Annotated in this window: 15 protein-coding genes; 10 read left to right on the top strand and 5 right to left on the bottom strand. The window is 55.6% G+C overall.

Annotation, left to right across the window (positions count from 1 at the left end; genetic code table 11):
• Positions 1–54: 54 nt before the first annotated feature.
• From gstA to trxB, 3 genes are all read right to left on the bottom strand, one after another.
• A complete protein-coding gene (gene gstA / locus LQ945_RS21815) occupies positions 55–672 on the bottom strand; it encodes a glutathione transferase GstA (RefSeq protein ID WP_270101720.1) in 618 nt (205 codons plus the stop codon).
• 98 nt (positions 673–770) lie between these two features.
• Complete coding sequence (locus LQ945_RS21820; protein ID WP_269933949.1) at positions 771–1658, bottom strand: LysR family transcriptional regulator; 888 nt, start codon at positions 1656–1658, stop codon at positions 771–773.
• Positions 1659–1738: 80 nt separating this feature from the next.
• Positions 1739–2710: a thioredoxin-disulfide reductase gene (gene trxB / locus LQ945_RS21825; protein ID WP_044549490.1), complete on the bottom strand. Its 972-nt coding sequence runs from the start codon at positions 2708–2710 to the stop codon at positions 1739–1741.
• Between the two features lie 660 nt (positions 2711–3370).
• Between trxB and lrp the strand changes: the two genes are divergently transcribed.
• The 10 genes from lrp (at position 3371) to LQ945_RS21875 (ending at position 17461) form a co-directional block, all read left to right on the top strand.
• Positions 3371–3865: a leucine-responsive transcriptional regulator Lrp gene (lrp, locus tag LQ945_RS21830; RefSeq protein ID WP_004928318.1), complete on the top strand. Its 495-nt coding sequence runs from the start codon at positions 3371–3373 to the stop codon at positions 3863–3865.
• Between the two features lie 120 nt (positions 3866–3985).
• Positions 3986–7570 (top strand): DNA translocase FtsK 4TM domain-containing protein, encoded by a 3585-nt coding sequence (locus tag LQ945_RS21835; protein ID WP_270101722.1) that lies wholly within the window; start codon positions 3986–3988, stop codon positions 7568–7570.
• 322 nt (positions 7571–7892) lie between these two features.
• Entirely contained in the window at positions 7893–8504 is a 612-nt protein-coding gene (lolA, locus tag LQ945_RS21840) for an outer membrane lipoprotein chaperone LolA (RefSeq protein ID WP_044549499.1), read from the top strand.
• Positions 8505–8511: 7 nt separating this feature from the next.
• Complete coding sequence (locus LQ945_RS21845) at positions 8512–9855, top strand: replication-associated recombination protein A (RefSeq protein WP_270101723.1); 1344 nt, start codon at positions 8512–8514, stop codon at positions 9853–9855.
• 109 nt (positions 9856–9964) lie between these two features.
• Positions 9965–11257: a serine--tRNA ligase gene (serS, locus tag LQ945_RS21850; protein WP_044549504.1), complete on the top strand. Its 1293-nt coding sequence runs from the start codon at positions 9965–9967 to the stop codon at positions 11255–11257.
• A 271-nt stretch (positions 11258–11528) separates the two neighbouring features.
• Positions 11529–13982: a selenate/tellurate reductase subunit YnfE gene (gene ynfE / locus LQ945_RS21855; RefSeq protein ID WP_270101724.1), complete on the top strand. Its 2454-nt coding sequence runs from the start codon at positions 11529–11531 to the stop codon at positions 13980–13982.
• Between the two features lie 10 nt (positions 13983–13992).
• Complete coding sequence (locus LQ945_RS21860) at positions 13993–14610, top strand: DMSO/selenate family reductase complex B subunit (RefSeq protein ID WP_044549510.1); 618 nt, start codon at positions 13993–13995, stop codon at positions 14608–14610.
• 1 nt (position 14611) lies between these two features.
• Positions 14612–15472 carry a dimethyl sulfoxide reductase anchor subunit family protein gene (locus tag LQ945_RS21865; protein WP_269933943.1) on the top strand — a complete coding sequence of 287 codons (861 nt, stop codon included), beginning with the start codon at positions 14612–14614 and terminating at the stop codon, positions 15470–15472.
• Positions 15473–15524: 52 nt separating this feature from the next.
• Positions 15525–16142: a Tat proofreading chaperone DmsD gene (dmsD, locus tag LQ945_RS21870; protein WP_044549517.1), complete on the top strand. Its 618-nt coding sequence runs from the start codon at positions 15525–15527 to the stop codon at positions 16140–16142.
• 173 nt (positions 16143–16315) lie between these two features.
• Positions 16316–17461 carry an MFS transporter gene (locus LQ945_RS21875; RefSeq protein ID WP_270101725.1) on the top strand — a complete coding sequence of 382 codons (1146 nt, stop codon included), beginning with the start codon at positions 16316–16318 and terminating at the stop codon, positions 17459–17461.
• A gap of 52 nt (positions 17462–17513) precedes the next feature.
• Here the strand turns inward: LQ945_RS21875 and pflA are convergent, their stop codons facing one another.
• The gene (gene pflA / locus LQ945_RS21880) at positions 17514–18254 is read right to left on the bottom strand and encodes a pyruvate formate lyase 1-activating protein (RefSeq protein WP_044549519.1); all 741 of its coding nucleotides are present in this window, start codon (positions 18252–18254) and stop codon (positions 17514–17516) included.
• Positions 18255–18558: 304 nt separating this feature from the next.
• Complete coding sequence (pflB, locus tag LQ945_RS21885) at positions 18559–20841, bottom strand: formate C-acetyltransferase (protein WP_182821511.1); 2283 nt, start codon at positions 20839–20841, stop codon at positions 18559–18561.
• Positions 20842–20882: the final 41 nt, after the last annotated feature.

Here is a 20882-nt window from a genome sequence, read left to right on the forward strand (position 1 = left end):
GACTGAAAATAATAAAGCGGTCAAATATCGCTATAACAGACCGCAATAGCAGGATTAGGGTACCGCTTGACTGGTTGCTTCCGCCGCCAGGGCGGCTTGCACGGATCTGCGCTGGCTAATCAGCGACATATAACGGGTTATCGATGGCCAGTATTTAAGGTCGATGGAAAACTGATCCATCCAGCGCAGTACGGTAAACAGATAGGCATCCGCGACGCTGAAAGCTCCCCCCAGTAGAAACGCCTGTTCGTCCAGCGTCTGAGCAACAAAATCGAGGCGGCGTCGCAGCTTGTCGCGAAACAGCGTTTTGACTTCTTCCGGCAGGGTTGAGTTGAACAGCGGGCTGGATCCCGCGTGGATCTCGCCGGTAATGAAGTTCAGCCACTCCTGCAAACGCACCCGTTCGAAGGTCGCATTTGGTGGGGCCAACCCGGCCTCTGGGCGCAAATCCGCCAGATACTGCACGATGGCAGTGCCCTCGGTGATCACCTGACCGTCGTCCAGCATCAACGCGGCGACGTAACCTTTGGGATTAACCCGATAAAAGTCTTCGCCGTCGGCGCTGCGCTTGGTGCGGTTATTGACGCGGATCAGTTCGAACGGCAAATCCAATTCCCGCAAAACGATATGTGGCGAGAGGGAGCAGGTATCGGGCGCAAAATAGAGTTTCATCGGCATATTCCTGAGGCACAAAGCGACATCGCTTGGTCGTCAGAATGCCGTCGGCGCCGCCAACAGAAAAATTAGAATCTCAGAAACCCGGTATCAGCTCAGCTACTGACGGGCAACGGCAGATGATCCTGTAGAAAGTGCAACAGAGTTTGCACTGGCGCGGAGCCTGCACCGGCGAAAGAACAAACCAGGCCAAAATGGCGATAAAGTGGCGTGCTCAGCGGCAAGGCGCAAATGCCTGGCGTATCGGCAGGTATGACCGATGCGGGCACCAGCGATACGCCGATCCCTTCACGTACCAGCGTCAGTGCGGTGTTCCAGTCACTGACGGTGACGCGGACATCCATCAGCGCCAAACCTGCCTGCTGCGCCAGCAACTGAGCATTGAGCCGGCAACCTCCGGTGGCCAAGACAAACGGCTGTTTGACCAGCTCGCTAAAATCTATCGGCCGGCGATTTCTGGCAAGCTTATGAGCAGTGGCCGTCACGGCAAGCCATAGGTCTTTTCCCAGCGGGTGGCTTTGCCGTTCCGGTTCCGGATTCAACACTATGCCAACGTCGGCAGCTTCCAATGCCAGCCAGTTTTCGACCTCCAGATCGGTGCCTTCCAACTGAACCAGTTCAATGGCGGGAAAGCGGCGGTGAAATTTGCGCAGCAACGGGGGCAACAGCAGAGCAAATGCCGAAGGGAAACTGGCCAGGCGTATTTTGCCGGCGTGCGAACTTTGCGCCTGCTGCGCGCAGCGTTGGATTGCATTGAGTTCGGCCAGCATGGTGCGGGCATGGGCGACGATTTGTTCACCACTTTGCGTTAGCGTAACGCTGTGCGGTAGGCGAACCAACAACGGAGTATTCAACGCCTCTTCCAACTGAGCGATGGCCTGGCTGGCGCCGGACTGAGTCATGCCGCATTGACTTGCCGCCAGGGTGATCTTGCCGCTGTCGGCTACGGCAACCAACAGACGCCAGTGGAGAAGATTCTGCATTGAAGACCCGCCCTGTGTTGTTTGAGAGACAAAAAAAGCGGCTAATAAATAGCCGCTTTTCAGGATGACAGTCTGTGCCGTTACAGAACTTCTGCGTCGGCAATACCATCCAGATAACGCTCTGCGTCCAGCGCCGCCATACAACCGGTGCCGGCGGAGGTGATCGCCTGGCGGTAGATGTGGTCCATCACGTCGCCGGCGGCGAATACGCCCGGGATGGTGGTTTGGGTGGCATTGCCGTGAATGCCGGACTGCACCTTGATATAGCCGTTTTCCAGCTCCAGCTGACCACCGAAAATGCTGGTGTTCGGGCTGTGGCCGATGGCGATAAACACGCCGGCCAGCGCCAGTTCACGCGTTTCATTTTCCGCTTTGGTGCTGCGAATGCGTACGCCGGTCACGCCCATTTCGTCGCCCAGTACTTCGTCCAGGGTGTGGTCGGTGTGCAGCACGATATTGCCGTTTTTCACTTTTTCCATCAGGCGGTTGATCAGGATCTTCTCTGAACGGAAGCTGTCGCGACGGTGGATCAGGTGAACTTCGGCCGCGATGTTGGACAGATACAGCGCTTCTTCTACCGCCGTATTGCCACCGCCAACAACGGCGACTTTCTGATTACGGTAGAAGAAACCGTCGCAGGTAGCGCAGGCGGAAACGCCTTTGCCTTTGAAGGCTTCTTCTGTCGGCAGGCCAAGATAGCGGGCTGATGCGCCGGTGGCGATAATCAGCGCATCACAGGTGTATTCGCCATTGTCGCCAAACAGACGGAATGGACGATTCTGCAGATCAACGCTGGTGATATGGTCAAACACGATCTCGGTCTGGAATTTTTCTGCATGCTCGCGCATACGCTCCATCAGCGCCGGACCGGTCAGGTCTTCGGCATCACCCGGCCAGTTTTCCACTTCGGTGGTGGTGGTCAGCTGACCCCCTTGTTCCATACCGGTAATCAGCACCGGGCTCAGGTTGGCGCGCGCTGCGTAAACTGCGGCGGTGTAGCCAGCCGGGCCGGAGCCCAGAATCAATAATTTGCTGTGTTTAGCCGTGCCCATGAATAACCTCTTTTCCCACAATGGCGGACAATGGATTCGATTGTAGGGAAAATGCGGCATTAAAAAAAGCGTCAGGGGATGTTGTTAACGATTTGTTTGATAGTCATTGCCTATTAATTATTGCTTTGCTGCTAAAGCGAGCGCAAAACGCAGCAATTTAACTTATGGAAGCCGCTGGCGGGCGTTGGGTCCTCAAGCGACCGGAAACAGCACATTAAGCGGGTTTAAGTGCCTTACCCACGGCGTTTTTAAGCCAGCGATTCATAACTAAAAACGGGGTGCTAATTTTTCATGACGGTACGTTCTTCTGATTTTGCTTCTTTTACTTTGACAATCCGCTGCGCATTTGCGAAAACATCATAGGAAGAAGAAATTATCCTCCCACCTGCAGTAAATCGTACGTATTTGCGGCGTTGGCGCAGGATTTTGCGCCGTTGCCGGATCCGCGTGCGGCAGGGGAGGAGCATCGCGCAAGCGAATGGCACCTTTCTTCTTGCTTAAAACACCTTGTGCAGAGTTTGACAGACAGGCTGCACAGCGGTGAATGATGGTAGTGAAGCATATGACAGGCATCGGGTCTTCGCTTGGAACGAGCCCTTACACATTGACGTTGGCTAGGGTGTGGCAAGTGCAGGGAAGAAAATAAGAGAGACAATAATAATGGCAGACAATAAGAAACGCCCGGGTAAAGATCTCGACCGTATCGACCGCAACATCCTCAATGAACTGCAAAAGGATGGGCGTATTTCGAACGTTGAACTTTCGAAGCGCGTGGGGTTATCCCCAACCCCGTGTTTAGAACGTGTGCGCCGCCTCGAGCGCCAGGGTTTTATTCATGGTTACACCGCATTGCTCAACCCGCATTATCTGGATGCGTCCCTGTTGGTCTTCGTGGAAATCACGCTGAACCGCGGTGCACCGGATGTGTTTGAGCAATTCAACTCAGCAGTTCAGAAGCTTGAAGAAATTCAGGAGTGTCATCTGGTGTCCGGTGATTTCGACTATCTGTTGAAAACCCGCGTGCCGGATATGTCCGCTTACCGTAAGTTGCTCGGCGAAACCTTGCTGCGTCTGCCGGGGGTTAACGACACCCGTACGTACGTGGTAATGGAAGAAGTGAAACAGAGCAACCGTCTGGTTATCAAAACACGGTAGGGTGCAGGTGCAAAACCTGATTAAATTGGTTACACTCCTGTTTATCCATACAGTTTCAGCGCCGGGGAAGCTTCTCGGCGCTGTTGCTATGTCAGCTAACAGGAACCTGGAGAGCCTTTCTTGAGCCAGGAATATACAGAAGATAAAGAAGTTACCTTGAGAAAACTCAGCAGCGGTCGCCGTTTGCTCGAAGCTGTGTTGATTGTGGTAGCCATATTTGCCATTTACCTCATGGCTGCCTTGGTCAGTTTCAATCCCTCTGACCCTAGCTGGTCGCAGACCGCGTGGCATGAGCCGATTCATAATCTGGGCGGTGGCGTCGGGGCCTGGATGGCCGACACGCTGTTCTTCACCTTCGGGGTACTCGCCTATGCGATACCGCCGATCATGCTGGTGTTGTGCTGGGCGGCTTATCGTCAGCGCGGCAGCGGCGAATACATCGACTATTTTGCGCTTTCCCTGCGCCTGATCGGCACTTTGGCGCTGGTGCTCACTTCGTGTGGCCTGGCGGCACTGAATGTCGACGATCTCTATTACTTTGCCTCCGGCGGAGTTATCGGCAGCTTGCTGAGCAACGCCATGCTCCCCTGGTTCAACGGCATTGGCGCAACTTTGGCGCTGCTGTGCGTTTGGGCTGCGGGCCTTACGCTGTTTACCGGCTGGTCATGGTTGGTGATTGCCGAGAGGATCGGCGGCGTGGTGCTGGGGACGGCCACCTTTATGACCAACCGCTCGCGCCGTGATGATCGTTATCACGATGATGACGACCGTTATGTCGAAGATCAGCCCGAATCGGCAGAGAAAGGGGCAGCGATTGCTGCGGCCTCGACCGCGGCTGCGGCCAATGCGGCGGAAGACGACGTCTTGTTCTCAGCGCCTTCGGTGACGGAAACCGCCAAAGTGGCGGCGGAAGAGGTTGAGGATCCGTTGCTCAGCGGCCTGCGGGCGAATGACGACGAAGAGGCCGATGTCGTGCCTGCCGTGCCAGCGGTGGCTCATGAACCTGTTACCGCAGCCCCGGTTGTGGCACAGGCTCCGTCGGTTATGGTAGCCCCAACGGCACCGGCTTCGGTGAACCAGAGCCCGATGAGCGCGCCAGCGGAAAACAGTGCTCCACCGCTGTATTCGTTTGAAATTCCTGAAGAGACGCCGACGCCGAAGGTAACGCGTCCGGCCGATCCTTACCAGGACGATGACGAACCGCGCATGGGGAACTGGGACGCGCCGGCAGCATCTCCGTCGCACGATCGTTCTCCCTTTGATTTCTCCGCCGCTCAACGCGATAGCGCTGACGTCAGTGCTCCGGCCGGTTTCAGTGCCGGTGAGTCTGCGGTGCCATCGTTCGGCAGCGTGAAACCTCAGGCGCAGGCTGCAGCAACGGCAGCTGCCGGCGCTGTTGCCGCCAATACCTTTATGCCGGCCTTTACGGCTACCAGCGACGCTAACTCGCAGGTCAAACAAGGCCTCGGTCCTGAGTTGCCGCGTCCGAATCCGGTGCGCATCCCAACCCGGCGTGAACTGGCTTCTTACGGCATCAAGCTGCCTTCGCAGCGCATGGCCGAACAGGAACAGCGTAACCGTGGGGACGACGAGCCATTGCCGAATGCGAATGCTCTCCCGTCAGATCAAGACGATGAAGCCTTGCAGGAAGCTGCGCTGCGTCAGGCGTTTGCCGAGCAGCAAAACCAACGTTATGGCGAAGAGTACGCGCAGGAGAGTCAGGACGACGAGGCTGCTTTGCAGGAAGCCGCACTGCGTCAGGCATTTGCCGAACAGCAAAACCAGCGTTATGGGCAGCAAGACGCTGCGCCATCGGTGCAGCCAACCACGCCGGTAGATACTCGCAATGCGTTTGGTTTCTCGCCGATGGATGATTTGGTTGACGATGGCCCGGTTGAGCCGTTGTTCACCCTTTCGCCACAGCTTGAGGAACGTATCGAGCAGCAAAGCGAACGTGAAGATGATGTGCCATTCGGCCAGTTTGAGCCAGCCGCGCCGGCTTATGCGCCGCAAACGCAACCTCAAACTCCGCCGGCACAATCCTATCAGTCTGCACCACCTGCTTATCAGCCGCAGCAACAACCGCCAGCGCAACAGCAACCACCGGCCTATCAGCAGCCTGCGGCGCAACCGGCGCCGACCGCTCCGCAGCAGCCGGCAATGGACAGCCTGATCCACCCGTTCCTGATGCGCAACGATATGCCGCTGCAAAAACCGACTACGCCGTTGCCGACGCTTGATCTGCTGACCGAAGCACCGAAAGAGGTTGAACCGGTGGATTCCTTCGCGCTGGAACAGAAGGCGCGTTTGGTGGAAGCCAGCCTGGCCGATTATCGGGTGAAAGCCGACGTGGTAGACATTTTGCCAGGCCCGGTCATCACCCGTTTCGAACTGGATTTGGCGCCGGGCGTCAAAGCGGCGCGTATTTCCAATCTGTCGCGCGACCTGGCGCGTTCACTGTCAACTTCCGCGGTGCGTGTGGTTGAAGTGATCCCCGGCAAGCCCTACGTCGGCCTGGAGTTGCCTAACGTTAAGCGTCAGACGGTCTATCTGCGAGAAGTGCTGGATTGCCCGGCATTCCGCGACAACCCGTCGCCGCTGGCTATCGTGTTGGGTAAAGACATCTCCGGCGAGCCGGTGGTGGCCGACTTGGCGAAAATGCCGCACCTGCTGGTCGCGGGGACCACCGGTTCCGGTAAATCGGTTGGGGTCAATGCCATGATCCTGAGCATTCTGTATAAGGCCACGCCGAAAGAAGTGCGCTTTATCATGATTGACCCGAAAATGCTGGAGCTGTCGGTCTATGAAGGTATTCCGCACCTGCTGACGGACGTGGTTACCGACATGAAAGACGCCGCCAATGCCTTGCGTTGGTGCGTCGCCGAGATGGAACGACGCTATAAGCTGATGTCTGCGCTCGGCGTGCGTAACCTGGCAGGGTACAACGAACGTGTCGATCAGGCCGAGGCGATGGGACGCCCAATCCCGGATCCGTTCTGGAAACCGACCGACAGCATGGACATCACGCCGCCGGTTCTGGAGAAAGAGCCATACATCGTGGTGATGGTCGACGAGTTCGCTGACCTGATCATGACGGTCGGCAAAAAGGTTGAAGAGCTGATTGCGCGTCTGGCGCAGAAAGCGCGTGCGGCGGGTATCCATCTGGTACTGGCAACTCAGCGCCCTTCGGTGGATGTGATCACCGGCCTGATCAAGGCCAACATCCCGACCCGTATCGCCTTTACCGTGTCGAGCAAGATTGACTCGCGAACTATCCTCGATCAGGGCGGTGCTGAATCGCTGCTGGGGATGGGCGACATGTTGTATCTGGCCCCTAACTCCTCCATTCCGGTTCGTGTGCATGGTGCATTTGTGCGCGATCAGGAAGTGCATGCGGTAGTTAAGGATTGGAAAGCGCGTGAGCGACCTCAATATAAAGAGGGTATCCTCAACGGCGGTGACGACGGTGAGGGCGGTGCAGGTGGCGGTCTGGAAGGTGACGAAGAGCTGGATCCGCTGTTTGACCAAGCGGTGGAGTTTGTGGTGGATAAGCGCCGCGCCTCTATTTCCGGCGTACAGCGTCAGTTCCGTATCGGCTATAACCGCGCCGCGCGCATCATCGAACAGATGGAAGCGCAGGGCATCGTCAGCGAGCAGGGGCACAACGGCAACCGCGAGGTACTGGCGCCGCCACGGCATGACTGACGAAGCTTTACTGGTTGTTATTTAATAATAAAGGGCCGCTTAGCGGCCCTTTAGACTGATGACAAACACCCGAAAAACGGGGTTTCGAATGTTTGGTGTAAACCTGAAACGTAATCCTTTGTTTTTATTAGTACACAAAACCTAACTTTTAAGTACAGAGGACTTTGGCAGCCCTTGTGCAAAGAAGCGTAAACCACCGGCTTCTCGGAACATTGACCTATCTGCCTGCGAATAGCTTCGGGTAGAGTAAGGGTGTTAAGGGTTAATTTGACCCGCACGGCACCGCCTTGCGGTAAACGCATTTCATAAGGTATCTGGAATAATGAAAAAACTGTTAGTTGCCTGTTGTCTGCTTTCGGGATTCGCGTCCACCTCTGTGCTGGCCGACGCCGCTCAGGATTTGCAAAGTCGTCTGGCGAAAGTGAACAGTTTCCACGCCAGCTTCTCCCAGACCGTGACCAGCAGCGATGGTGCTGCGGTGCAGCAGGGGGAAGGTGAACTTTGGGTGAAACGCCCGAACCTGTTTAATTGGCATATGACCTCGCCGGACGAGAGTGTGCTGGTGTCGGATGGCCAAACCTTATGGTTCTACAATCCTTTTGTTGAGCAAGTCACCGCGACCTGGTTGAAAAATGCGACCGGCAATACGCCATTTATGCTGATCACCCGCAATAACGCCAACGACTGGAAACAGTACAACGTTAAACAGAAAGGCGATGACTTTGAGCTGACGCCAAAATCCAGCAGCGGCAACCTGAAGCAGTTTGCCATTACCGTGACCAACAGCGGCACCATCCGCAGTTTTGCTGCGGTTGAGCAGGATGGCCAGCGCAGTTCTTACGCGCTGAAAAGTCAGCAGAACGTTGCTGCTGATGCCAGCAAATTCAAATTTACCCCGCCGAAGGGGGTGACGCTGGACGACCAGCGCCAGTGAGGTCTGCGTGAGTAATATGTCGCTCGATTTTTCCCAGAATGAGTTCCAGCCATTGGCCGCGCGGATGCGGCCAACCACGCTGGCGCAATACATCGGCCAGCAGCACCTGCTGGCTGCCGGTAAGCCTTTGCCGCGCGCCATTGAGGCGGGGCAACTGCATTCGATGATTCTGTGGGGGCCGCCCGGCACCGGGAAAACCACGCTGGCGGAGCTGATCGGCCGCTACGGCCAGGCGGACGTCGAGCGAATTTCCGCAGTAACATCGGGCATCAAAGAAATCCGTGAGGCGATTGAGCGGGCACGACAGAATCGTGACGCCGGTCGTCGCACCATTTTGTTTGTCGATGAGGTACACCGTTTCAATAAAAGCCAGCAGGATGCCTTCCTGCCGCACATCGAAGACGGCACCATTACCTTTATCGGGGCGACAACCGAAAACCCCTCCTTTGAGCTTAACTCGGCGCTGTTGTCTCGCGCCCGCGTGTATTTGCTGAAAGCGCTGACTGCAGAAGATATCAGCCAGGTGCTGGATCAGGCGATGCAGGACAACAGCCGGGGGTTTGGCGGCCAGAATATCGAGCTGCCGGAAGAGACCCGTCGCATGCTGTCGGAACTGGTGGGCGGCGATGCGCGCCGGGCGTTGAACAGCCTGGAGATGATGGCGGACATGGCGGAGCTTGACGCCAAAGGCATTCGCGTGCTGACGCCGCAGTTGCTCAAAGAAGTCTCCGGGGAACGCAGTGCGCGCTTCGACAATAAAGGCGATCGTTTTTACGATCTTATTTCGGCGCTGCATAAATCGGTGCGCGGCTCAGCCCCGGACGCCGCGCTGTACTGGTATGCCCGCATTATTACCGCCGGAGGCGATCCGCTGTATGTGGCGCGCCGCTTGCTGGCCATTGCTTCGGAAGATGTCGGCAATGCCGATCCCCGCGGTATGCAGGTGGCGATCGCCGCCTGGGACTGCTTTACGCGCGTTGGTCCGGCCGAAGGTGAGCGTGCGATTGCTCAAGCGATCGTTTACCTGGCCTGCGCGCCAAAAAGCAACGCCGTTTATACCGCCTTCAAAGCGGCCATGCGCGATGCTAAAGAGCAAGCCGATTACGATGTGCCCGAGCATCTGCGTAATGCGCCAACCAAGCTGATGAAGGAAATGGGGTTGGGCGCGGAGTACCGTTACGCTCACGACGAACCCAATGCCTATGCTGCCGGCGAGGACTATTTCCCGGCCGAAATGGCCAGGACGCGTTACTATCATCCAACCACACGCGGGCTGGAAGGTAAAATCGGCGAAAAGCTGGCATGGCTGGCTGAGCAGGATCAAAATAGCCAGACAAAACGCTACCGCTAGCGTTGCCGTTGCGGTAAGGTTAGCGGGTATCACTCTTCCTTTATGCGGCTTTTAAACAGCCGAATAAAACAACAAATTTTCTTTCAATAACAATAAGCACAGGATTAGCATGCTCGATCCCAATCTGCTGCGTAATGAGCTAGACGCAGTCGCCGTCAAACTGGCTCGCCGAGGCTTTAAACTCGATCTGGATCTGCTGCGTTCTCAAGAAGAGCGTCGCAAAGTTCTGCAGGTAGAAACTGAAATGCTGCAGGCAGAACGTAACTCCCGATCGAAATCCATCGGCGCGGCTAAAGCGCGCGGGGAAGACATTGAGCCGCTGCGTCGCGAAGTCAACGAGCTGGGTGACAAGCTGGATATTGCCAAGGCCGCACTGGATCAGCTGCAGACTGAAATCCGCGATTATGCGTTGGCGATCCCGAACCTGCCGGATGATTCAGTTCCTGATGGCAAAGACGACGGCGATAACCAGGAAGTCAGCCGCTGGGGCGAGCCGCGCCAGTATGATTTCCAGGTACGCGATCACGTTGATCTGGGCGAAATGGCCGGTGGCCTGGACTTCGCTGCCGCTGTAAAACTGACCGGTTCACGCTTTGTGGTGATGAAGGGGCAAATCGCCCGTATGCACCGTGCGTTATCCCAGTTCATGCTGGATCTGCATACCGAACAGCATGGCTATCAGGAAACCTACGTGCCTTACCTGGTCAACCATGCCACGTTGTACGGTACCGGCCAGTTGCCGAAGTTTGGTGAAGATCTGTTCCACACCAAACCGCTGGAAGAGGAATCAGACAGCAGCAACTATGCGTTGATCCCAACGGCAGAAGTGCCGTTGACCAACTTGGTGCGCGACGAGATCCTGGAAGAGGAATCGCTGCCGCTGAAGATGACCGCGCATACGCCATGTTTCCGTGCTGAAGCCGGTTCTTATGGTCGCGATACCCGCGGCCTGATCCGCATGCACCAGTTCGACAAGGTCGAGATGGTGCAGATCGTCCGTCCGGAAGACTCCATGGCGACGCTGGAAGAGCTGACCGGTCATGCGGAAAAAGTGCTGCAGCTGCTGAACCTGCCGTACCGTAAAATGTTGCTGTGTACCGGCGACATGGGGGCAGGCTCGTGCAAGACCTACGATCTGGAAGTGTGGCTGCCGGCGCAGAACACGTACCGCGAGATCTCATCTTGTTCCAACATGTGGGATTACCAGGCACGCCGCATGCAGGCTCGCTGCCGTAGCAAAACCGAGAAGAAGCCGCGCCTGGTGCATACGCTGAACGGTTCTGGTCTGGCAGTCGGTCGTACGCTGGTTGCCGTGCTGGAAAACTACCAGCTGGCCGATGGCCGTATTCAGGTGCCGGAAGTATTACGTCCGTATATGGGCGGCCTGGAATATATCGGCTAAATTATTGCCTGTTCTATGAAAAGCGCCTGCGGGCGCTTTTTTTATAAGAAAATTATTATCCCTTTGTTCGAAAGGGCTTTTTCTTTCATCTCCTTCCCCCGCTTTATTGATAGCAGACAAAGTTCACTACCCACTTCTGAGTAATATCCCTCTATAGAGGAGGGTTTTTTGCTCAAGCTCATCAGCAGACATCAGTTCTGTCTCCTCTGCTCGCCGCCTTGTGTCAAAGGCATGACGTTTATCAATACCAGGGTAAAACGTGGAGTGAGTTATGTCGGAAAAAAAAGAAAATAGCCAAGTGTCTGCAGGCGTCAGCCGTCGCGCCTTGGTAAAGTCCGGCGGTATCGTTGGACTGGCTATGGCCGTGGGTGGTATAGCCTTGCCGTTTAGTCGCCGGGCATTGGCGGATTCAATCAGCGAAAGTGTGCAAAAAACCGCGCAAGATAAAGTGGTTTGGGGGGCTTGCTCGGTCAACTGCGGCAGCCGCTGCGCCTTGCGCTTGCACGTGCGTGATAACGAAGTCTATTGGGTCGAAACCGATAACAGCGGACTGGACGCATATGGTGACCATCAGGTACGAGCCTGTTTGCGTGGCCGTTCTATTCGCCGCCGCATGAATCATCCCGATCGTCTGAATTACCCGATGAAACGTGTTGGCAAGCGGGGTGAAGGCAAGTTCAAGCGTATCAGTTGGGAGGAAGCTTTTGATGCCATTGCCGACAACCTGAAACGCATCGTCGGACAGTACGGTAACGAAGCGGTATATATCAATTACACCTCGGGCATCGTTGGCGGCAACATTACCCGTTCGTCGCCGAATGCGTCGCTGGTCGCTCGACTGATGAACTGCTATGGCGGTTACCTCAGCCAGTACGGCACTTACAGCACTGCGCAAATCGCCTGCGCCATGCCCTATACCTATGGCAGCAACGAAGGTAACAGCACGTCTGACATCGAAAACAGCAAACTGGTGGTGATGTTCGGCAACAATCCGGCGGAAACGCGAATGAGCGGTGGCGGCATTACCTATTATCTGGAGCAGGCGCGTGAACGTTCTCATGCGCGCATGATCGTTATCGATCCGCGTTACACCGATACGGCCGCCGGGCGTGAGGATGAATGGATCCCTATTCGTCCCGGTACGGACGCGGCATTGGTTGCCGGGCTGGCGCATGTTTTGATCAGCGAAGAGTTGGTCGACCAACCCTTCCTGGATCGGTATTGCATCGGCTATGACGAAAAAACCTTGCCTGCCGATGCGCCGGTAAATGGGCACTATAAGGCTTACATTCTTGGGAAAGGTGAAGACGGCGTTGAAAAGACGCCGCAGTGGGCGGCGAAAATTACCGGCATTCCGGCCAATCGTATTATCAAACTGGCGCGGGAAATAGGCACGGCGAAACCGGCCTATATCTGCCAGGGGTGGGGGCCACAGCGACAGGCCAATGGCGAACTGACCTCGCGTGCAATCGCCATGCTGCCCATCCTGACCGGCAATGTTGGCATCAATGGCGGCAACAGCGGGGCACGTGAGTCGACCTACACCATTACCATTGAGCGGATGCCGGTTCTTGCTAATCCGGTCAAAGCGCAGATCTCCTGCTTTAGCTGGACCGATGCCATAGTGCGCGGCCCGGAGATGACCGCCAAACGCGACGGGGTACGCGGGCAAGACAAACTGACCGTGCCGATCAAGTTCATTTGGAACTATGCCGGTAACACCATCACCAACCAGCATTCTGACATCAACAAAACCCACGATATTTTGCAGGACGAATCCCAGTGCGAAATGATCGTGGTGCTCGAAAACTTTATGACCTCGTCGGCCAAATATGCCGACATTTTACTGCCGGATCTGATGACCGTCGAACAGGAAGACATTATTCCCAACGACTATGCCGGCAACATGGGGTACCTGATCTTTATCCAGCCTGCAACCCCCGCCAAATTTGAACGCAAGGGCATCTATGAGGTGCTGAGTGAAGTGGCACGCCGGCTGGGGCCAGAGGTGCATCAGAAGTTTACCGAAGGGCGTACCCAGGCACAGTGGTTGCAACATTTGTACGCCAAAATGCAGGCCAGGGATCCGCTGTTGCCGGGTTATGAAGAGTTGCGCAGTATGGGGATTTACAAGCGCAAAGATCCCAATGGGCATTTCGTGGCGTACAAAAAATTCCGCCAGGATCCCGAAGCGAATCCATTAAAAACGCCGTCCGGCAAGATAGAAATCTATTCCTCCAGGCTGGCCGACATCGCCGGCAGCTGGCAGTTGGAAAAAGACGAAACCATCAGCCCATTGCCAATTTACGCCTCTACCTTTGAAGGCTGGGACGATCCTCTGCGCCACACTTACCCATTGCAAATGTTTGGCTTCCATTACAAGGCCCGTACCCACTCTAGCTACGGCAACATCGATGTGTTGCAGGCGGCCTGTCGCCAGGAGGTGTGGATCAACCCCCTGGATGCCCAGTCGCGCGGCATTATCGGCGGCGACCAGGTGCGGGTATTCAATGGGCGTGGCGAAGTACGTGTCGAAGCCAAAGTGACGCCGCGGATCATGCCTGGCGTTGTCGCTATGGGGCAGGGAGCCTGGCATCAGGCCGACATGCGCGGTGACCGTGTCGACCATGGTGCCTGCATGAATACCCTGACCACCCACCGGCCTTCGCCGTTGGCCAAGGGCAATCCGCAGCATACCAACCTGATTCAAATCGAAAAGGTATAAGGGGTAGCCAATGACTCAGCAATATGGATTCTTTATCGATTCAAGTCGTTGCACTGGCTGCAAAACCTGCGAACTGGCCTGCAAAGACTATAAAAATTTGACGCCGGACGTCAGTTTCCGCCGCATCTATGAATATGCCGGAGGAGATTGGTTCCAGGATGGCGACGGCTGGCAACAAAACGTATTCGCCTATTATTTGTCGATTGCCTGCAACCACTGTGAAGATCCCGCCTGTACCAAAGTGTGTCCGACCGGCGCAATGCACAAGCGGGAAGACGGCTTTGTGGTGGTGAATGAAGAGGTGTGTATCGGCTGCCGCTATTGCCATATGGCCTGTCCATACGGTGCACCTCAGTACAATGCGACCAAGGGCCACATGACCAAGTGCGATGGCTGTTATGAGCGGGTTGCGGAAGGCCATAAACCCATCTGCGTGGAATCTTGTCCACTGCGGGCCCTGGATTTTGGCCCGATTGAGCAACTGCGGCAGCAGCATGGCTCTCTGGCGCAGGTTGCTCCTCTGCCGGCGGCGCATTTTACCCGACCGTGCATGGTGGTAAAACCCAATGCCAACAGCCGCCCAAGTGGCGACACCACTGGCTATTTGGCCAATCCAAAGGAGGTTTGATATGGGCATGGGATGGCAAGAATGGCCGCTGATGTTGTTTACCGTATTGGGACAATGCGTGGTGGGGGCGGTTATCGTCATGGGGCTCGCCATAATTGGCGGTAACCTGAACGAACAGCAGCGTCGGGCAGTTCATCGTGCGATGTTCTTCCTGTGGTTGCTGATGGGCATCGCTTTTGTGGCTTCCACGCTGCACCTCGGTTCGCCGTGGCGGGCGTTTAACTCGTTGAACCGCATTGGCGCTTCGGCATTGAGTAACGAAATAGCCGCTGGCGCCTTGTTCTTCGCCGTCGGCGGTTGTTATTGGCTGTTGGCGGTATTGGGCAAAATACCGCCGTTATTGGGTCGCGTTTGGTTGTGGGTGACCATGGCACTGGGCCTGGTCTTTGTTTATATGATGACGCGGGTATATCAAATCGATACGGTGCCAACCTGGCATAACGGTTACACTACGCTGAGCTTTTTCCTGACGGTACCGATCGGGGGGCCAATGCTGGGCGTTTTGTTGCTGCGTTTTGCGGGGCTGGACGTTACAACCCGGCATTCACTGGCTACCCTGAGCGTGGTGGCGCTGTTGGTCAGTCTGGGGACTGTTATGATGCAAGGCTACGAGCTGGCCAGCATCAGCAGCTCGGTACAGCAGGCATCAGCGCTGATCCCACAGTACGGCCAATTAATGGTTGGGCGTTTGGTGCTGGTGGTGCTGGGGTTGGGCTGCTGGATCTGCCCGCTGCTGCGCCGCGGTAACGCCAGCGTGATGGGAATGGCTTTAGGTTTGATTCTGGTTATCGCCGGTGAGCTGGTGGGGCGGGGCGTGTTCTACGGCCTGCATATGACCGTCGGCATGGCGGTGGCCGGTTAATATTGTAGTGAGGCGCAGTGATAAACTGCGCCCTTAAAAGGATCCTTGATTTATGACGCTTGAAAATATCGCTTTAACGGGGCGGGTGCTGGGTGTGTTGCTGTACGCGCCGCCAGAAAGTGAAGACGGCCAACAGCTGTTGGCAACCCTGTCTGAATCTGAGTGGGTCAAAGAGTGGCCGTACGGCGATGCTGAGCAGCTACAGACGGCGGCCGCGCTGATTGCGACCGGTATTGAAGATCAACAGGATGAATCCCTGGCGGAAGCTTACCAACGTCTGTTTGTGGGGCCTGATACCTTACCGGCGCCATTATGGGGGTCGGTGTATCTGGATAAAGAGAACGTGCTGTTTGGTCATTCGACCCTGCGGCTGCGCAAGTGGTTACGGGCCAACGGCATTGAAGCTCAGCACGATCGCAATGAGCCGGAAGATCATATTGGCACTTTGCTGATGATGGTGGCGTGGCTGGCTGAAGAACGCCAGGGCGGATTGGTTGAGCAACTGCTGACGAAACATTTGCTGCCATGGGCGCCACGCTATCTGGAACTGTTGGAAGCCAATGCGCAGCATCCTTTCTATCAGGGATTGGCGCAGTTGGCGCAGATCACCCTGGGTGCCTGGGGCGCGGAATGCACTGCTGAAGTTGAATCTTTAGAACTGTATTTCTGATAAAAAATGAATGGCCGTCAGCTGCGCAAAACCGCAGGCGCTGACGGCTATTTTGCAGTCGAACAGGCCGCGTAATACAAATTGTGCGGTGTACATATAAGAGCTGATTGACTTTTTTATCGCCAGTGGCATGATGCGCGCACTCCCATTGCGTGTTCGGTTTCAATCTCACTATGTCCGCATATTCCCGCCCAGTGCTCCTGCTGCTCTGTGGCCTGTTGTTGCTCACGGTCTCTATTGCCGTGTTGAATACGTTAGTCCCTCTTTGGTTAACCCATGCTCAGTTGTCAACCTGGCAGGTGGGAATGGTAAGCTCCTCTTACTTTACCGGCAACCTGGTCGGTACGCTGAGTGCGGGCAAACTGATCCAGCGCATTGGCTTTACCCGCAGCTACCACCTTGCCTGCGTGGTGTTCGCCGTGGCGACCGCCGGTATGGCATTGTCGCTCGATTTCTGGAGCTGGATGGGCTGGCGTTTCTTCGCCGGTATCGGCTGTGCCTGGATTTGGGTGATCGTCGAGAGCGCCTTGCTGCGTAGCGGCAATCTGTCTAACCGCGGCCAATTGCTGGCGGCCTATATGATGGTTTATTACCTGGGTACGGTAGTCGGGCAATTGTTGTTGAGCAGGGTATCGACCGAACTGCTGAACGTGGTGCCGTGGGTTACGGCCATCGTGATCAGTGCCATGTTACCCATGCTGTTTGCCAGGGTTAACAGCCGGCACGATGAACCTCAACAGGCGGCGGTATGGCCGATGTTGAAGCGCCGCAGCGCACGGTTGGGGATTAATGGCTGTGTCATTTCCGGCATTGTGCTCGGCTCGCTGTATGGCCTGATGCCGCTGTATCTGTCCCATCAGGGTATGAGCGATGCCAACGTGGGTTACTGGATGGCGTTGCTGGTCAGCTCCGGCATAGTTGGACAATGGCCGGTTGGCCGTCTGGCCGATCGCTATGGTCGTTTGCTGGTGCTGCGTATTCAGGTATTTGTGGTGATTCTTGCCAGCATCGCCATGCTTGGCAACTATGCGATGGCACCCGCGTTGTTCATTCTCGGTTGTGCCGGGTTCACCTTATATCCGGTGGCGATGTCCTGGGCCTGTGAGAAGGCGTTGCCGCATGAACTGGTGGCGATGAACCAGGCGCTGTTGATGAGCTATACCATCGGCAGTCTGCTAGGCCCTTCGATGACGGCGCTGCTGATGCAAAATTATTCCGACCGCCTGCTGTTTGTGATGATTGCTGCCGTTGCGTTGGTGTATCTGATGATGCTGCTGAAAAAGCCGGATCGTCACCACACCCCGTTGGCTGCCGCCTGAGCATAAAAAAACCGGCCATTGCGTGCCGGGTTTTTTGTTATAGCTAACGGGCTCAGTAAATCACTTTATGGCCGTAGCTTTCCAGAATGCTTTTCACGCGATCCATGGTTTCCGCTTTCGGCGGATGGACGCCGTCCAGCTTGTACTCTTCACCCATCGCCACCCATTTATGCTTACCCAGTTCGTGATAGGGCAGCAGTTCGATTTTCTCGATGTTGGTCATGTCTTTGGTGAACTCGCCCAGCAGGTGCGTTGACTTGTCATCATCGGACCAGCCCGGCACTACCACATAGCGGATCCAGGTGCGTTGATTGCGCTTCGCCAGATAGCGGGCGAATTCTAGCGTGCGGTGGTTGGAAACGCCGACCAGATTCTGGTGAATGTCGTCGTTCATCTGTTTGAGATCCAGCATCACCAAATCGGTGGCATCCAGCAGTTCGTCTATCACCGGATCGTAACGGCGCACAAAGCCGTTGGTGTCCAGACAGGTATTGATCCCTTCTTCATGGCAGGCGCGGAACCAATCGCGGACGAATTCTGCCTGCAGTATGGCTTCACCGCCGGAGGCCGTTACGCCACCGCCGGAAGCATTCATAAAGTGACGATAAGAGACGGCGTCTTTCATCAACTCTTCTACGGTCACTTCTTTCCCGCCGTGGGTATCCCAGGTGTCACGGTTATGGCAATACAGGCAGCGCATCAGGCAGCCCTGGAAGAAGACGATAAAGCGGATCCCCGGACCGTCTACGGTGCCACAGGATTCGAAGGAGTGGATGCGACCTTTCACTGACATTGCGGGGTTTTCTCCAATATTGACTGTCAAACGCAGTCTAAAAGTAGGCTCATAACCGCCAGCCAGGGATCAGCGATGCAGCAACCGGGCAAGGCCCGACGACTGGGGTGAAACGATACCTGTTGGCCGGTTATTACGCCGGATAACTGTTTTGCCGGATATCCACCAATTCCATTCAGTATAGCTATCTGGCAAAACAGACTCTGGGTGAGTCAGGGTAGTGCATTTGCTAAAAAGGCCGGAAAGATCCGGCCCCGAATTTCAGCTTGACTACCGGGCGGGAAACCCCGCCCGGATGGGGCTATTACATCGACTGAGTGAAAGTACGAGTAATGACGTCTTGCTGTTGTTCTTTGGTCAGCGAGTTGAAGCGAACGGCATAACCGGATACGCGGATGGTCAGCTGAGGGTATTTCTCAGGGTTTTCCATCGCGTCCAGCAGCATTTCACGGTTCATCACGTTAACGTTCAGGTGCTGGCCACCTTCGATAGAAGCTTCGTGGTGGAAGTAACCGTCCATCAGACCCGCCAGGTTGGCTTTACGCACGTCGTCGTCTTTACCCAGCGCGTTTGGCACGATGGAGAAGGTGTAGGAGATCCCGTCCTTCGCGTAAGCAAACGGCAGTTTGGCTACGGAGGTCAGGGAGGCTACAGCACCTTTCTGGTCGCGGCCGTGCATTGGGTTAGCACCTGGACCGAATGGCGCGCCAGCGCGGCGACCGTCTGGGGTGTTACCGGTTTTCTTGCCGTAGACCACGTTAGAAGTGATGGTCAGTACGGATTGAGTCGGTACCGCATTACGGTAGGTACGCAGTTTCTGAATTTTCTTCATGAAACGTTCTACCAGGTCACAGGCGATGTCATCAACGCGAGCATCGTTGTTACCGAACTGCGGGTATTCACCTTCGATTTTGAAGTCTACGGCCAGGCCGTCTTCGTCACGGATGGTGGACACTTTAGCGTACTTGATGGCAGACAGGGAGTCAGCCGCAACCGACAGACCGGCGATACCGCAGGCCATGGTGCGATAAACGTCACGGTCGTGCAGCGCCATCAGCGCAGCTTCATAGCTGTACTTGTCGTGCATGTAGTGAATGATGTTCAGCGCGGTCACGTACTGTTTGGCCAGCCAATCCATAAAGTGGTCCATACGTTCCATGACTTTGTCATAGTCCAGTACGGTGTCCATCATTGGTGCTTCTTTCGGACCAACCTGCATTTTCAGTTTTTCATCAACGCCGCCGTTGATAGCGTACAACATGGTTTTCGCCAGGTTGGCACGAGCACCGAAGAACTGCATTTGTTTACCGACAATCATCGGGCTAACGCAACAGGCGATGGCATAGTCATCGTTGTTGAAGTCAGGACGCATCAGATCATCGTTTTCATACTGTACGGAGGAGGTGTCGATAGACACTTTAGCCGCGTACTTTTTGAAGTTCAGAGGCAGTTTTTCAGACCACAGGATGGTCATGTTTGGCTCTGGAGACGGCCCCATGGTGTACAGGGTGTTCAGGAAGCGGAAGCTGTTTTTGGTTACCAGAGTACGGCCGTCAACGCCCATACCTGCCAGGGATTCGGTCGCCCAGATTGGGTCACCGGAGAACAGCTCATCATACTCAGGGGTACGCAGGAAGCGCACCATACGCAGTTTCATTACCAGATGGTCAATCAGTTCCTGCGCTTGCTCTTCGTTCAGCTTGCCTGCATCGATGTCGCGTTGGATGAACACGTCAAGGAAGGTAGACACGCGGCCGAAGGACATGGCTGCGCCGTTCTGAGATTTAACCGCGGCCAGGTAGCCGAAGTAAGTCCACTGTACAGCTTCTTGTGCGGTAGTAGCAGGACCAGAGATGTCGCAGCCGTATTTGGCAGCCATTTCTTTGATCTGACCCAGAGCGCGGTGCTGTTCAGCAATTTCTTCACGCAGCTGGATGGTCATTTCCAGGTCTTCGCCGTTTTCCAGCTTGGTCTGCAGAGACTTGAACTGGTTCAGTTTGTCGGCCATCAGGAAATCGATGCCGTACAGCGCTACGCGACGGTAGTCACCGATGATACGACCACGGCCGTATGCATCTGGCAGACCGGTCAGCACGCCGGATTTGCGGCAGTTCAGGATGTCTTTGGTGTAAACATCGAATACGCCCTGGTTGTGGGTTTTGCGGTATTCGGTGAACACTTTTTTCAGCTGTGGATCCAGTTCGCGGCCATAGACCTTACAAGAACCTTCGACCATTTTGATGCCGCCGAATGGGATCAGCGCGCGTTTCAGAGGGGCGTCAGTCTGCAGACCTACGATGGTTTCCAGTTCTTTGGCGATGTAGCCGGCGTCGTGGGAAGTGATGGTCGCGGCAACGTTGGTGTCGAAATCAACTGGCGCATGGGTGCGGTTTTCCAGTTTGATCCCTTCCATAACCTTTTCCCACAGGGTGGAGGTGGCCTGAGTTGCGCCTGCCAGGAAGGATTCATCACCCTCGTAAGGAGTGTAGTTTTTCTGGATGAAGTCACGAACGTTGACTTCGTTCTGCCAGTCACCTTTGCTGAAACCTTCCCAAGCTTTGGCTAACTTCTCGTTAAGTTCGGTCATTATACACCTACCTTTAATTGTGGAGTTCTAACTCGGCGCGC

The organism is Serratia liquefaciens, assembly GCF_027594825.1.
In the GTDB taxonomy this organism is placed as follows: Bacteria; Pseudomonadota; Gammaproteobacteria; order Enterobacterales; family Enterobacteriaceae; genus Serratia; species Serratia liquefaciens_A.

Excerpts from the sequence above, each read along its gene's own strand:
- gstA (WP_270101720.1), bottom strand. The coding sequence starts at position 672 with ATGAAACTCTATTTTGCGCCCGATACCTGCTCCCTCTCGCCACATATC.
- LQ945_RS21820 (WP_269933949.1), bottom strand. The coding sequence starts at position 1,658 with ATGCAGAATCTTCTCCACTGGCGTCTGTTGGTTGCCGTAGCCGACAGC.
- trxB (WP_044549490.1), bottom strand. The coding sequence starts at position 2,710 with ATGGGCACGGCTAAACACAGCAAATTATTGATTCTGGGCTCCGGCCCG.
- lrp (WP_004928318.1), top strand. The coding sequence starts at position 3,371 with ATGGCAGACAATAAGAAACGCCCGGGTAAAGATCTCGACCGTATCGAC.
- lolA (WP_044549499.1), top strand. The coding sequence starts at position 7,893 with ATGAAAAAACTGTTAGTTGCCTGTTGTCTGCTTTCGGGATTCGCGTCC.
- serS (WP_044549504.1), top strand. The coding sequence starts at position 9,965 with ATGCTCGATCCCAATCTGCTGCGTAATGAGCTAGACGCAGTCGCCGTC.
- ynfE (WP_270101724.1), top strand. The coding sequence starts at position 11,529 with ATGTCGGAAAAAAAAGAAAATAGCCAAGTGTCTGCAGGCGTCAGCCGT.
- LQ945_RS21860 (WP_044549510.1), top strand. The coding sequence starts at position 13,993 with ATGACTCAGCAATATGGATTCTTTATCGATTCAAGTCGTTGCACTGGC.
- LQ945_RS21865 (WP_269933943.1), top strand. The coding sequence starts at position 14,612 with ATGGGCATGGGATGGCAAGAATGGCCGCTGATGTTGTTTACCGTATTG.
- dmsD (WP_044549517.1), top strand. The coding sequence starts at position 15,525 with ATGACGCTTGAAAATATCGCTTTAACGGGGCGGGTGCTGGGTGTGTTG.
- LQ945_RS21875 (WP_270101725.1), top strand. The coding sequence starts at position 16,316 with ATGTCCGCATATTCCCGCCCAGTGCTCCTGCTGCTCTGTGGCCTGTTG.
- pflA (WP_044549519.1), bottom strand. The coding sequence starts at position 18,254 with ATGTCAGTGAAAGGTCGCATCCACTCCTTCGAATCCTGTGGCACCGTA.
- pflB (WP_182821511.1), bottom strand. The coding sequence starts at position 20,841 with ATGACCGAACTTAACGAGAAGTTAGCCAAAGCTTGGGAAGGTTTCAGC.